The sequence below is a fragment of the Burkholderia sola genome (assembly GCF_905400185.1).
Lineage (GTDB): Bacteria > Pseudomonadota > Gammaproteobacteria > Burkholderiales > Burkholderiaceae > Burkholderia > Burkholderia sola.
The window spans coordinates 3,442,845-3,455,863 of sequence record NZ_FR989675.1 but is presented as its reverse complement, the minus strand read 5'-3'; the positions used below and the strand labels follow the sequence as shown (position 1 = coordinate 3,455,863).

General features: G+C 69.4%; 13 protein-coding genes and 1 pseudogene. 6 read left to right on the top strand and 8 right to left on the bottom strand.

Going from position 1 to position 13,019, the window contains the following annotated elements; genetic code table 11:
- Positions 1–9 precede the first annotated feature (9 nt).
- The 5 genes and pseudogenes from fliS (at position 10) to KR541_RS15935 (ending at position 3,582) form a co-directional block, all read left to right on the top strand.
- Complete coding sequence (fliS, locus tag KR541_RS15955) at positions 10–444, top strand: flagellar export chaperone FliS (RefSeq protein ID WP_050014226.1); 435 nt, start codon at positions 10–12, stop codon at positions 442–444.
- Entirely contained in the window at positions 441–773 is a 333-nt protein-coding gene (locus KR541_RS15950; RefSeq protein ID WP_050014227.1) for a flagellar protein FliT, read from the top strand. The genes fliS and KR541_RS15950 overlap by 4 nt, the downstream gene beginning before the upstream one ends.
- Positions 774–906: 133 nt before the next feature.
- Positions 907–2,264, top strand: a pseudogene (gene fliK / locus KR541_RS15945) (flagellar hook-length control protein FliK).
- Entirely contained in the window at positions 2,261–2,578 is a 318-nt protein-coding gene (locus tag KR541_RS15940; RefSeq protein ID WP_050014230.1) for an EscU/YscU/HrcU family type III secretion system export apparatus switch protein, read from the top strand. Before fliK ends, KR541_RS15940 begins: the two are co-directional and overlap by 4 nt.
- A gap of 269 nt (positions 2,579–2,847) precedes the next feature.
- Complete coding sequence (locus tag KR541_RS15935; RefSeq protein ID WP_050014231.1) at positions 2,848–3,582, top strand: PepSY-associated TM helix domain-containing protein; 735 nt, start codon at positions 2,848–2,850, stop codon at positions 3,580–3,582.
- A gap of 61 nt (positions 3,583–3,643) precedes the next feature.
- Here the strand turns inward: KR541_RS15935 and KR541_RS15930 are convergent, their stop codons facing one another.
- The 8 genes from KR541_RS15930 to KR541_RS15895 all read right to left on the bottom strand — a co-directional run bounded on the left by KR541_RS15930 (position 3,644) and on the right by KR541_RS15895 (position 11,764).
- A complete protein-coding gene (locus KR541_RS15930; RefSeq protein ID WP_050014232.1) occupies positions 3,644–4,669 on the bottom strand; it encodes an XdhC family protein in 1,026 nt (341 codons plus the stop codon).
- Between the two features lie 254 nt (positions 4,670–4,923).
- Positions 4,924–6,330, bottom strand: coding sequence for a branched-chain amino acid transporter BcaP (gene bcaP, locus KR541_RS15925; protein WP_050014233.1), 1,407 nt, complete (start codon positions 6,328–6,330; stop codon positions 4,924–4,926).
- 241 nt (positions 6,331–6,571) lie between these two features.
- Positions 6,572–7,228, bottom strand: a complete 657-nt coding sequence (gene rqpR / locus KR541_RS15920) for a response regulator transcription factor RqpR (protein ID WP_050014234.1) — start codon at positions 7,226–7,228, stop codon at positions 6,572–6,574.
- Between the two features lie 7 nt (positions 7,229–7,235).
- The gene (gene rqpS / locus KR541_RS15915; protein ID WP_050014235.1) at positions 7,236–8,051 is read right to left on the bottom strand and encodes a quorum system sensor histidine kinase RqpS; all 816 of its coding nucleotides are present in this window, start codon (positions 8,049–8,051) and stop codon (positions 7,236–7,238) included.
- Between the two features lie 450 nt (positions 8,052–8,501).
- Positions 8,502–9,272: a ferredoxin--NADP reductase gene (locus KR541_RS15910; protein WP_050014236.1), complete on the bottom strand. Its 771-nt coding sequence runs from the start codon at positions 9,270–9,272 to the stop codon at positions 8,502–8,504.
- Between the two features lie 306 nt (positions 9,273–9,578).
- Positions 9,579–10,394 (bottom strand): endonuclease/exonuclease/phosphatase family protein, encoded by an 816-nt coding sequence (locus KR541_RS15905; protein ID WP_006477533.1) that lies wholly within the window; start codon positions 10,392–10,394, stop codon positions 9,579–9,581.
- A 5-nt stretch (positions 10,395–10,399) separates the two neighbouring features.
- Positions 10,400–10,888: a hypothetical protein gene (locus KR541_RS15900; RefSeq protein WP_050014237.1), complete on the bottom strand. Its 489-nt coding sequence runs from the start codon at positions 10,886–10,888 to the stop codon at positions 10,400–10,402.
- A gap of 147 nt (positions 10,889–11,035) precedes the next feature.
- On the bottom strand, positions 11,036–11,764 hold the full coding sequence (locus tag KR541_RS15895; protein WP_050014339.1) for a nitroreductase: 729 nt from the start codon (positions 11,762–11,764) through the stop codon (positions 11,036–11,038).
- Between the two features lie 253 nt (positions 11,765–12,017).
- On the opposite strand from KR541_RS15895, the gene KR541_RS15890 reads away from it, so the two are divergent.
- The gene (locus tag KR541_RS15890) at positions 12,018–12,998 is read left to right on the top strand and encodes an AAA family ATPase (RefSeq protein WP_050014238.1); all 981 of its coding nucleotides are present in this window, start codon (positions 12,018–12,020) and stop codon (positions 12,996–12,998) included.
- Positions 12,999–13,019 lie beyond the last annotated feature (21 nt).

The window sequence follows — 13,019 nt, the reverse complement described above, 5'->3', positions numbered from 1 at the left end:
GAGAAGCGCATGTTTTCCCCAGGACACGCTGGAGCCAGTGCGTACGCGCGTGTCGGCGTCGAGACCGGGGTGATGGGCGCTTCCCCGCACCGGCTGATCGCGATGCTGTACCAGGGCGCGCGGCAGGCGATCGCGCTGGCGCGCATGCATTTGCAGCAGGACAACGTCGCCGGGCGCGGCGAAGCGATCGGCAAGGCGATCCGGATCGTCGAGAGCGGCCTGCAGGCGTCGCTGAACCGCGACGCGGGCGGCGAGATCGCCGAACGGCTCAATGCGCTGTACACCTATATCGGCCGGCGCCTGCTGGAAGCGAACGCGCAGGCGAGCGACGCGATGCTGATCGAGGTCGACGGCTTGCTCGCGACGCTCGAGGAAGCATGGACGGGCATCGCCCCGGAAGTCGCGCGGATGGCCGCGCAACAGGTAGCGGAAGCATCACGATGAATCACAAGGCCGAATACTTCGCGCGTTACGAGGCGCTCGCCGCCGTGTCGGGCCGGATGCTGTGCGCCGCGCGCGGCGCCGACTGGAACGCGTTGCCGGAGTTGCAGGCCGAATTCATGCAACTCGTCGACGGGTTGAAGCAGGCCGATCCGGCCGTCGTGCTCGACGAATCGGATCTCGGCCGCAAGCTCGACCTGATCCGCCGCATCCTGGCCGACGACGCCGCGATCCGCGATCTCGCGAGCCCGGACGTCGCGCGGCTGTCCGCGCTGTTCGAGGCGCGGCGCTCGACCCAGGTATTGACCGATCTTTATCGCGCGCGCGGGTAGGGCCGTGCGCCGGGCGACCGGCGCGAGGCGCCCGGACCCGGCGCCGCACGCGGCGCGCGCTGTTCCCGTGGGCGGCGCCGGCGTGCCGCGCGCGGATTCGCAACCCGTTGGCTGAGCTGAGCAGGCCCCGATCATGACCGGTATCGACTCCGTTGCGGCCGCGCTGCTGGCGAGCCGCCTCGACAGCCTGCTGACCGGCACCGTCGCGGCGTCCGCCGGCGGCGGCGCGACCGCGCAGGTCGGCACGCCGGGCGCCGGCGCGTCGTCCTCGCCGCCGGCCGGCAGCCCGCCCGCCGCGCCGCCGGCTTCCACGCAGACCGCGCTGTCCGATGTCGGACGCGTGCTCGACGCGATCTCGCGCTCGGGCGGCGATGCGACGCCGGCGATCGTCGGCCGGCTGCCGCTGCTCGCCGATCCGGCCGTGCTGCTCACCGATACGCCGGTGCCCGCGCCGACGCCCGCGCCGGCTGCGTCCGCACCCACCGGGGCTGCCACGCCGGCTTCCGCTCAAGCGTCGTCCGCCGCGGCGACGCGCGAAGCGGCCGCGCCGCCGCCGGTCGCGGCGTTGCGTGCGGCGTTGGCGCAGACCGTGAGCGAAAGCGGCCTCTTCTACGAATCCCATCTAGCGCAGTGGCTGGCCGGCCAGCGTCCGCTCGCGGCGCTGATGCGCGAGCCGCAGGCACGCCTCGCGACCGCGCTCGCGCCGGCCGACCCGACAGTCGTCCCGCACGACTCGACCGACGTGCTCGACGAACTGCTCGCGCAGCGCCGCCGCTGCCGGCCGCCGCGCGGGCCAGCGCGCCACCGTCGGCCCAGGGCGGCGCATCGGCGCGCGACCCCGCGCAGGCCGCACCGGCAGCAGCCCGGCCGGGCACGTCGTTGCCGCCCGATACCGCCGATCCGCTGGCTGCGCACGCCGATACGCGCTGGACGCCCGCGCGCGCCGAGCTGGCCGCCGCATCGTCCGATCCGCAGGCGCAGCCGCTCGCGACCGTGCATCCGGCCGCCGTGCCGCTCGTTCGGCAGCAGCTCGATGCGCTCGCGACCGACCAGTTTCGCTGGACCGGCGAGGCGTGGCCCGGTGCGCGGCTCGACTGGACGATCGAACCCGACGAGCCGGGCCACCGCGCGCCGCGCGGCGGCGGCGACGACACGGGCGACGGCATCGCGTGGCGCACGCGCCTCACGTTGACGCTGCCGTCGCTCGGCACGGTCGATGCCGAACTGGTGCTGAACGGCGCGCAGCTCGTCGCCCGGCTGCGCGCGAACCAGACGGGCGCCGACCGTCTCACGCGCCACGAAGCCGCGCTGCGGCAGCGGCTCGAAGGCTCGGGGCTCAAGGTGGGCGGGCTGTCGATCCGCGCGGTCGACGACGGGCCGGACGGCTTCGACCTGTTCGCCGCCCAGGCCGCCGCCGCCGCGTATGCGCGCGGTGCGGCCGGCGGCCCCGTTGCGCGGGTGCCGGGCGACGATGACGAGGCGCTGCGATGAGCATGACGTCCCGCAAGCGCGCGGCCGCGCTCGTCTACGACCCGAAAGGCGGCGATGCGGCGCCGCGCGTGGTCGCGAAGGGCTATGGCGTGCTCGCCGAGATGATCGTCGCGCGCGCGCACGATGCGGGGCTGTACGTGCACACGGCGCCGGAGATGGTGTCGCTGCTGATGCAGGTCGATCTCGACGACCGGATTCCGCCGCAGCTCTATCAGGCGGTCGCCGACCTGCTCGCGTGGCTGTACGCGCTCGATCGCACCGAGCCTGCGCCGGATGGCGTCGCGCCGCGTTTTCCGTTGCCGCCGTTGCGCTGAACGGCCTGCCGTCGGGCGGCTTCTTGCGGATGGCAGTCCGTGGTCAGCGGGATGGTTCCGCCGACATTTTGCGTCTATCGATCGCCATCGTGTCGCGACGCATGCCTTCTTGCGCATTCGCGCGCGCATTGAACCTGCCGCTCCGTACGCGCACCCGATTGAGCCGCCTTCCGATTTATGTAATGATATCCATTCTCATTTTCATGTTGCCCGGGCGGCGCGCATTCCCTGCGCGCCGCCCGTCGTTTTGAACGAATGGATACCTTCGCGTGAACGCGCCCGAAACGATCGACCCGCCCAAGACGGGCCTGCCGCGCGCCGGCGTCACCGTGCTGCACCCGGCGGGCCGCCCGCTGAACGACGACGAGCTCGCCGCGCGCCGCCGGCGCTCGCGCCGCGCGACCTTCATCAAGTGGCTGCGCAAGGTGCACGGCTGGGTCGGGCTGTGGGGCGCGGTGCTCGGGCTGCTGTTCGGTGTGACGGGCGTGGTGCTGAACCACCGCGCGCCGCCGCTGAAGATCTCGACCGGCGAGCCGCAGGTCGAGGAGATGCAGATCGCGCTGCCGGATCCGGTGCCGAAGACGCCCGCCGCGATGATGAAGTGGCTCCAGCAGGAGCTGCATTTCGACGGCAAGCCGGGCCGCATGCGCAAGGAGCCCGCGCAGGCCGTCGCGTGGGGCGACAAGCGCGTGATGCAGCCCGAGCACTGGCAATTCGGCGTGTTCGGGCCGCACCAGAACCTGCAGGGCGAATACTGGGTGGGCAACGGCTACGTGTCGGTGAAGCGCACGGGCAACACGTTCCTGACGACGCTGAACAACCTGCATCGCGGCGTCGGGATGAATCTCGGCTGGGTGCTGCTGATGGATACGATCGCGGGCTCGTTGATCCTGCTGTCGTTGACGGGCGTGCTGCTGTGGACCGAGCTGAACAAGCGCCGCACGGTCGGCGTCGTGCTGGTGGTCGGTTCGGTCGCCGCCGCGCTGGCCGCCGGCCTGACCTGACCGACGGTCGCGCCGGCCGGGGCCAGCGCCCGGCGCACGCGCGGCCGCCCGCCGCCGCGGGTCAGAGCCCGCAGGCCGCGCCGCTGTTCGCCGCGATTTCGCGCGCGGCCTTCGCGCCTTCGACCTGCAGGATCGTCGGCAGCGACACGTTGTTCTTCGCGGCGGTGATTTCCGCGAGGATCGAGATCGCGATTTCCGGCGGCGTCCGGCTGCCGATGTAGATGCCGGCCGGCCCGTGCAGCCGGGCCAGTTCCCCTTCGCTCAGGTCGAATTCGCGCAGCCGCTCGCGCCGCGCCGCGTTGTTGCGCCGCGAGCCGAGCGCGCCCACGTAGAACGCGGGCGTCTTCAGCGCCTCCATCAGCGCGAGATCGTCGAGCTTCGGGTCGTGCGTGAGCGCGATCACGGCCGAACGCGCATCGAGCTTCATGTCGAGCACCGTATCGTCGGGCATCGTGTGGACGACGCGCGTGCCCGGCACGTCCCACGCATCCGTGTATTCGTCGCGCGGATCGCAGACCGTCACCTGATAGTCGAGCCCGACCGCGATCTGGCACAGATAGCGCGACAACTGGCCGGCGCCGATCACGAGCATCCGGTAGCGCGGCCCATGGATCGTCACGAGCCGTTCGCCGTCGAACGCGAGCCCGTCGGCCGCCTGCGCGGGCGACAGCGACGCGCGACCGGTCGCCAGCGTCATCGTGCGCGTGACAAGGCGGCCGGCCTCGACTTCCGCGCACAGCGCCGCGATCCCGCTGTCGCGCGTGAGCGGTTCGAGCACGAGCTGGATCGTGCCGCCGCACGGCAGCCCGAAGCGGTGCGCTTCCTCGGCCGTCACGCCGTACTTGAGCGCTTCCGGGCGCGCATCGGCCGCGATGCCGCTCGCATGCACGCGGGCGATCAGGTCGTCCTCGATGCATCCGCCGGACACGGAGCCGACCACCAGGCCGTCCTCGCGCACCGCGAGCATCGCGCCTTCGGGGCGCGGCGACGAGCCCCATGTCTTCACGACCGTCACGAGCAGCACGCGGCGCCCTTCTTCGAGCCAGCGCGCGCTGGATTTCAGTACATCGAGATCGACGCTTTCCATCGTGTTTTCCTGTTGCCGGACGGGCCGCCGCGCGGCGCCGTCGTTCGATGGCGGGATTATGAACCGCTCGGCGCGCGTGTGCAGGCGGCGCGCGGGCCGGCGCCGGCAAATCCGGACGATCGGGCAAGAGATCGCGACGATCGGACAGTGATCGCGCGCTGGCGGAGGGTTCGGGGAAAGAAGGTGTGCGGGGCCGCGACGGGCCCCGCGTGGGTTCGTCATGGCGCGCCGCGGAGGCGCCGCCATGACGGCGCTCAGTGCGCGTCGGGGTGACCGTGCGCGAGCTTCGAATGGTGCCGCGAGTACAGGAAGTAGATCACGAGGCCGATCACGAGCCAGATGCCGAACGCGGCCCACGTGACCGGCTGCAGGTTCAGCATCAGGAACAGGCACGCCGCGACCGCGAGGATCGGCACCACCGGCACGCCCGGGCAGCGGAACGCGCGCGGCAGCTCGGGGTGCGTGCGGCGCAGCACGAGCACGGCGATCGACACCATCGAGAACGCCGCGAGCGTGCCGATGTTGATCAGCTCGGCGAGCACGTTGAGCGGCACGAGCGCGGCGATCAGCCCGAAGAACAGGCCGACCAGCCAGGTGGTCAGGAACGGCGTCGCGAAACGCGGATGCACGCGCGACAGCGCCGCCGGCAGCAGCCCGTCGCGCGACATCGCGAAGATCACGCGCGTCTGGCCGTAGCTCATCACGAGGATCACGGTCAGCATGCCGAGCACCGCGCCGAGATCGATGAAGCCCGCGACCCACTTCTCGCCGGCGACCTGCAGCGCATACGAGATCGGGTGCGAGATGTTCGCGTACTGGGCCGACGGCACGATGCCGGTCGCGACCGCGGCGACCGTCACGTACAGCACCGCGCACACCGCGAGCGACGCGATGATGCCGATCGGCAGATCGCGCTTCGGGTTCTTCACTTCCTCGGCCGCCGACGACACCGCGTCGAAGCCGATGAACGCGAAGAACATCACGGCGGCCGCGCCGAACACGCCGTTCCAGCCGTGCGGCATGAACGGCTTCCAGTTCGCGGGCGTCACGTGGAACAGGCCGACCGCGATCACGAGCAGCACGACCGACACCTTGATGAACACCATGATGTTGTTGATGCGGGTCGATTCGCGGATGCCGATCGACAGCAGCGTCGTGATCACGATCATCACGAGGAACGCGGGCAGGTTGAACCACGTGGTGACGCCGGGCACCGCGCCGGGCGCGGCCGTCAGCACGGTCGGCAGCGACAGCCCGAAGCCCTGCAGCAGCGATTGCAGATAGCCCGACCAGCCGACCGACACGGCCGACGACGCGAGGCCGTACTCGAGCATCAGATCCCAGCCGATGATCCACGCGACGAGCTCGCCGAGCGTCGCGTACGAATACGTGTAGATCGAGCCGGCGACGGGGATCGACGACGCGAACTCCGCATACGACAACGCGGCCAGGCCGCACGCGATCGCGGCGATCACGAACGACAGCATCAGCGCGGGGCCGGCCTGAACGGCGCCGGTGCCGGTCAGCACGAAAATACCGGTGCCGATGATCGCGCCGATGCCGAGGAACGTGAGGTCGATCGCGCCGAGCGCTTTCTTGAGCCCGGCGGCTTGCGCGCCGGCGATCATGCGATCGACGTTTTTCTTGCGGAAGAGAGACATTGCGGATGAATCGCCAGCACGCGCGGGCACGGCGCGCCGACTGAGTGAAAACCGATAATTTTAGCCGATTTGGCGTGCAAGCCCCGTTGCGGTGCAGCGGCGCGTCGCGGAATCGTCCGAAAAAACAAGCGTTTGCGCGCGACACGGGGTGAAACGGAGGCGAAGCGGGCGCGATCGAGCGCGGCGCGGCGCGGCGTTCGCCGCGTCGCCGGATCGGACGAATGCGGGGCTGGCCGGGCGATCAGGCGCCGGCCGTGGGCGCCATGTCGACGAGCCGATTGCTCATCACGTAGAACGTGAGTTCCGCGTTGTTCGACAGCCGCATCTTCTCGAGCAGCCGCGACCGGTACACGCTGACCGTCTTCACCGACAGCGACAGCGTGTTCGCGATATCGGTGAGCCGCTTGCCGGACGCGAGCATGCAGAGCGTCTGGTATTCGCGATCGGACAGCTTCTCGTGCGGCAGCGGTTCGTTCTCGAACGACACGTATTCGGCGAGCGCCTCGGCCATCGCGGGGCTCACGTACTTGCGGCCGGCCGCGACCTGCTGGATCGCGCCGATCATCTGCGCGGCGTTGACCGTCTTCGACAGGTAGCCGGCCGCGCCGGCCTTCAGCGCGCGTACCGCGTACTGATCCTCGCGGTACATCGAGAACATCAGCACCGGCGCACGCGCGAGCTTGCGCTTGAGGCGCTTGAGCACCTCGATGCCGTTCGCGTCGGGCAGCGAGATGTCGAGCAGGATCACGTCGAATTCCTGCTTGTCGACGGCAGCCATCGCGTCGCCGCCGTTTTCGGCCTCGGTCACGTCGCGCGCGATGCCGCGGTCGATCAGCAACTGGCGGATCCCTTGCCGGACGATCGCGTGATCGTCCACGAGCAGGATGTTCAGGCTCATCGCGACCTCACGAAAGCGACGTGCGGCGTGCCGCGACCGGCACCGCGAGCAGCGAATCCCACGCGAAGCGTGCGGTGACGCGCGTGCCGCGGCCGGTGGCCGGCGTGGCCGCCTCGAAGCTGCCGCCGAACGCCTCGCACCGGGCGCGCATGCCGGCCAGGCCGTAGCCGCTGCGGCGGCGCTGGGCGAAACCGGTCCCATCGTCGGCGACACTGAGCGACAGGTGCGTGCCGTCGGTGGCGATCCGGACGTCGACCGACGTCGCGCGGGCATGTTTCGCGACGTTCGACAACGCTTCCTGCGCGACGCGGAACACCGCGAGCGCGCTTGCGCCGGCGAGCTGCGTCAGGCGGGCGTCGGCCGCGCACACGAAGCTCGTGCGCAGGCCCGTGCGGGCCGCATGGGTGTCGATCCACGACGCCAGCGCGCCGACCATGCCGGCGTCCAGCGCCGGCGTGTCGCGCTCGTCGATGAGCCGGCGATTCGCGTCGGTCGCGGCGTCGAGCGCCTGCTGCGCCAGCGCCAGCGCGCGCAAGCAGCCTTCCGGCGCATCGGCCGGCAGCCACGTTTGAACGTTTGCGAGCGCGAAGCGGGCGGCGGTCAATTCGGCGCCGAGCCCGTCGTGCAGCTCGCCGGCCAGATGGCGGCGGGCCGCTTCGTCGGCGGCGAGAAGCTGGGCGGAAAGTGCCGCGATCCGTGCGGCGGACGCGTCGCGTTTCGACGCGGCGTCGGCCGTCGACGGAGTAGCAGCGCGGCCAGGCATGCGCTGCCGCGACGGGAACGGGGCGTGGGCGCCCGAGGGCGCGTTAAGCGACGTATCCATGACTCTCCCTGCTGTCAGAAAGCGGTTCAGACACCGGCTGGCTGCGTGGGCTGGCTGCCGTTTCGATGACGGTCGCCGCCGGAGAATCGCCCCATGCCGAAGTAACAAAAGTTACGTCTTGTAACACTTGCATCCGACCCTTTCAAGCTCATCCAAACGGCAACCACGCGCGCCGAATAATATCTCAAAATTTCTGAAAAGGTCATGTCAGGCGGACATTTAAGGGTAAATGTGAATAATCGGAATGAAGGTGTTGTAGGAAAAACACTGACACCCGAGCACCCGGGGATGACGTATCCAAATGTAACTATTTGAGATGGAATGGTCCCAGTTTGTTACGAATTCGCCAAGTGCGGACGAAAAAAAACCGGCGCTTTCGCTCCGGTTCTTGATGACGCGCAATGAGGGCCTGTTCCCGTTATTGGCGGGAACAGGCCCGAAGGGGATCGATCAGTCCACGAACGCGCGCTCGATCACGTAATGACCCGGTGCGCTGTTCTTGCCTTCGACGAGGCCGGCCTGCTTCAGCAGCTCGGTCGTGTCCTTCAGCATCGCGGTGCTGCCGCACAGCATCACGCGGTCGTTTTCCGGCGAGAACGCCGGCACGCCGAGATCCGTGAACAGCTTGCCCGTCGCGATCAGGTCGGTGATCCGGCCCTCGTTGTCGAACGCTTCGCGCGTGACCGTCGGGTAGTAGACGAGCTTTTCCTTGATGATGTCGCCCAGGTACTCGTGGCCCGGCAGGTCGTGCTTGATGTAGTCCATGTACGCGAGCTCGCCCTTCAGGCGGCACGTGTGGGTCAGGATCACCTTGTCGAAGCGGTCGTAGATGTCCGGATCGCGGATGATCGACATGAACGGCGCGAGGCCCGTGCCCGTCGACAGCATCCACAGCGTCTTGCCCGGCAGCAGGTTGTCGGCGACCAGCGTGCCCGTGGGCTTCTTGCCGATCAGCACCGTGTCGCCCACCTTCAGGTGTTGCAGGCGCGACGTCAGCGGGCCGTCCTGCACCTTGATGCTGAAGAATTCGAGATGCTCTTCGTAGTTCGGGCTGACGATCGAGTAGGCGCGCGCGAGCGGCTTGCCGTCGACTTCGAGGCCGACCATCGTGAATTCGCCGTTGTTGAAGCGCAGGCTCGCCTCACGGGTGCAGGTGAAGCTGAAAAGCGTGTCGGTCCAGTGATGGACGGATTGGACGGTGGCGGTGTCGTATTTGCTCATGGCTTTGAAAACGGACGCGCGTGGCGAACGCGTGTAACGGGCCCAAAAAATGGGCAAAAACCGAGTGCGACGGCCCGATCGCGGATCGGCCGGCTGGCGCGTCGGACACGCGCCTTCTCGATGACAGACGTTTGAGGAACTGGTTATTTTACCCTGTCGACGCGGATCGCGGGCTTGACCCCCGCGGCTGCGCGGATTTGGCGCAACATATCCTTTCAACATGCTTTCGCTGGTCGGCCGCGTGATTCGCGGCGCATGCGGCGCGCGCCGGCGGCGCCGTGACCGGGGCGCCGCCGGCCGCGCGCGTTACTGCGGATCGAGGCGCAGGCGCGCAATGTACGGCAGGTGGTCCGACAGCCACGCGGCCTCGCCGGACGGCGCGCGCCATTCGAGCGGCGTCAGGCCGCGCACGAACATCTTGTCGAGCGCGAGCGCCGGCGAGAACGCGGGGAACGTGCGGCCCGATTCGCCGAGCAGCGTCGCGACCTCGGACAGCCCGATCTCGCCGAACAGCGCGACCGAATCGTTGCGCCAGTCGTTGAAGTCGCCGGCGAGCATCAGCGGGCCGTCGCCCGCGTTGCGCACGATCCAGTGCGCGATCCAGTGCATCTGGCGCAGTCGCGCGGCGCGCGTGAGCGCGAGGTGCGCGCACAGCAGCGTGACCGGCCGCGCGCCCGCGAGCGTCGCGCGCGCGACCAGCAGCCCGCGCCGCTCGAAGCGGTGCGCGGAGATGTCCCAGCGGCCGCCGAGGTCGAGCGGATGCGGCGACAGGATCGCGTTGCCGTGCCGCCACGACGGCTTGAACACGTTCGGCCCGAGCGCGATCTGCCAGTCGAGCGCCTGCGCGATCTCGGTGGCCTGGCAATGCCACACGTCGTCGACCGTGTCGTCCATCGGCGCGCCGAAGCCCGGTGCGAGCATCGGGCGCGGCATGCGGCGCGCCATCGCTTCCTGCAGGAAATACACGTCGGCGTGGGTCGACTGCATCCAGTCGCGCATCGCGTTCCACGCGGTGAAGCCGAGCGGCGAGCGCCCTTTGTGCAGGTTCCAGCTGACGGCGGTGATTTCGTCGGGCGCGGCGTGGGGCTCGGCGAACGGCAAGGAGAGGGCGTCGGCGGACATGACGTTCAGTCCTTCGCGACGTGCGCGCGCACGCGGTACACGAGATGCGGATGCTGCTCGACGAGCGTCCAGTCGGTCCAGGCGTCGCCGCCGACCGCCAGGCCGGGGTGGCTCGCGACGATTTGCCGCGGCGACGCCGGCACGCACGGATCGCTACGCGTCGCGTTTTCGTCGTCGAGCGTTTCCTGCACGTCGAGCCCGAGCGACACGGTATTCGCGCTGACGTCGACGGCGAGCGGCGCGACCGTCACCGAGCGCGCGCGCTCGGTCGGCACGACGCGCGCGGCATTGCCGCAGCCGACCGGCACGGACGACGGATAGCGATGGGTATCGGTGCGGGACTGGCCCACGGTGGTGTTTTGCTGGAACGTGTCGATCGTCTGACCGTCGCGCACCACCTGGATTTCCCATGCGACGACGGCCGGCGCGGGGCTCTGCGCATGGGCGGCGAGCACGACGCTCGCAAGCAGGACGGCCAGGCCGTGTTTCAGCATGAAACGTCTCCGGAAACGCGGGAAAAGCGGGGAACGGACGCACATCTTACGCCCGATCGATTTCGGTCGCGATGTGACGGGACGTGCCGCGCCAGGTTCGCAGCACGATGCGGTCCTGCTCGGCAGGTAGGGCCGCGTCATGCATTTTCAAGCGAAAAAGCGCGTGAACTCGGCGACGCTCGCGCGCTCGGTGACGAGCCGGTTCTCGATCGCGTCCGGGTCCGCATGGCCGAGCGACATCCCGCAGACGAACTGCTCGTTCGCGGGAATGTCGAGGTGTTCGGCGACGATCCGGTGAAACGGCACGAACGCCGCCTGGGGGCACGTATCGAGGCCGCGGGCACGCGCGGCCGTCATCACGCCTTGCAGGAACATCCCGCAGTCCAGCCATGCGCCGTGCGTCATGACCCGGTCCAGTGTGAAGAACAGCGCGACCGGCGCATCGAAGAAACGGAAATTGCGCGCGTGCTGCGCATGCATGCGCGCCTTCTCGTCGCGGCGGATGTTCAACAGGCCGTACAGGTCCCAGCCGACCTTGCGGCGCCGGTCGATATACGGCGACACCCATTCGCGCGGGTAGTAGTCGTATTCGGCGACGTATTTCTCGTCGCGCGCGGGGTCGTCGTAGGCGGCGGTGAGCGCGGCGGCGAGCGCGTCGCGCGTGGCGCCCGTCGCGACGTACACGCGCCACGGCTGGATGTTGGTGCCCGACGGCGCGCGGCTCGCGGCTTCGAGGATCGCCTCGATCGTGTCGCGCGGCACAGGCGTCGGCAGGAACGCGCGGACCGCGCGGCGCGACTTGAGCGCGGCGTCGACGGCATCGACGGAACGGATCGCGTCGGCATCGACGCGCGGGGAAGCAGCGGGGACGGGCATCGGCATACCTTTGGGCGGCGCGGCGTCAGGCGAAGTGCGGGGCAGTGTGCGAGCGGCGCGTGGGCGCGAGCGGCGCGCCCGCGGCGAGGGTCGTGAACGTTCGATCATACGCCGCGGCGCGCGGCCGTGCAGCGGGCGCGCGCTGTTAGCAGCAGACTCCCCCGGCTGCTTGCTTGCACGGCGATGCGGGATCGTTACACTGAAAATCGTAAGGGTCTGATGAGTGTGTGACGGCAAGTGCAGCGAGGTGGGTATGACGACGGCGATGGTGAAACAGGAACTGGCGGTGGCGTCCTTCAGCACGGTGTACGACCTCGAGCAGGTCGAGACGGCGCTGAGCGACCTGAACGAGAGCGCGAGCGACGCACTGCGCTCGACCTACGAGCGGATGCTCAAGACGGGGAATCTGCGCTTCTGCGTGAAGCCGAACCGGATGCCGTCGTTCGACGCGCTCGGCGAAGCGCTGCCGAATTTCGGCGAGCCGCTCGACGACGTGCGCAAGCAGATCGCGCTGTGTCTCGAAACGGAGGATCGGCTCGAACTGATGCCGATCCTGCTGCTCGGGCCGCCCGGGATCGGCAAGACGCATTTCGCGAAGGCGCTCGCGCAGTTGCTCGGCACCGCGTACCACTACGTGCCGATGAGTTCGCTGACGGCCGGCTGGATCCTGTCGGGCGCGTCGTCGCAATGGAAGAACGCGAAGCCGGGCAAGGTGTTCGACGCGCTCGTGAACGGCAGCTACGCGAACCCGGTGATCGCGGTCGACGAGATCGACAAGGCCGGCAGCGATGCGCAATACGATCCGCTCGGCGCGCTGTATGCGTTGCTCGAGCACGACACCGCGCGCGCGTTCGTCGACGAATTCGCGGAAGTGCCGATCAACGCGGGCAACGTGATCTGGATCGCGACCGCGAACGACGCGCAGGCGATTCCGGAGCCGTTGCTCAACCGGATGAACGTGTACGAGATCGCGGCGCCCGATGCGGCCGGCGCGCGCCGGATCGCGCAGACGATCTACGACGAGATCCGCACGTCGCATGCGTGGGGGCGGCGCTTCCCGGAGACGCTCGGCGACGATGCGCTCGACGTGCTGGCCGCGACGCCGCCGCGCACGATGCGCCGCGCGCTGCTGCACGCGTTCGGCGCCGCGCGGCTCGCCGGCCGCGACGCGATCGGGCCGACCGACATCCGCGCGGACGAAGGCGCGGCGAAGCGCCGGCCGATCGGCTTCTGACGCCGTCCCGCGCGCCCGGCT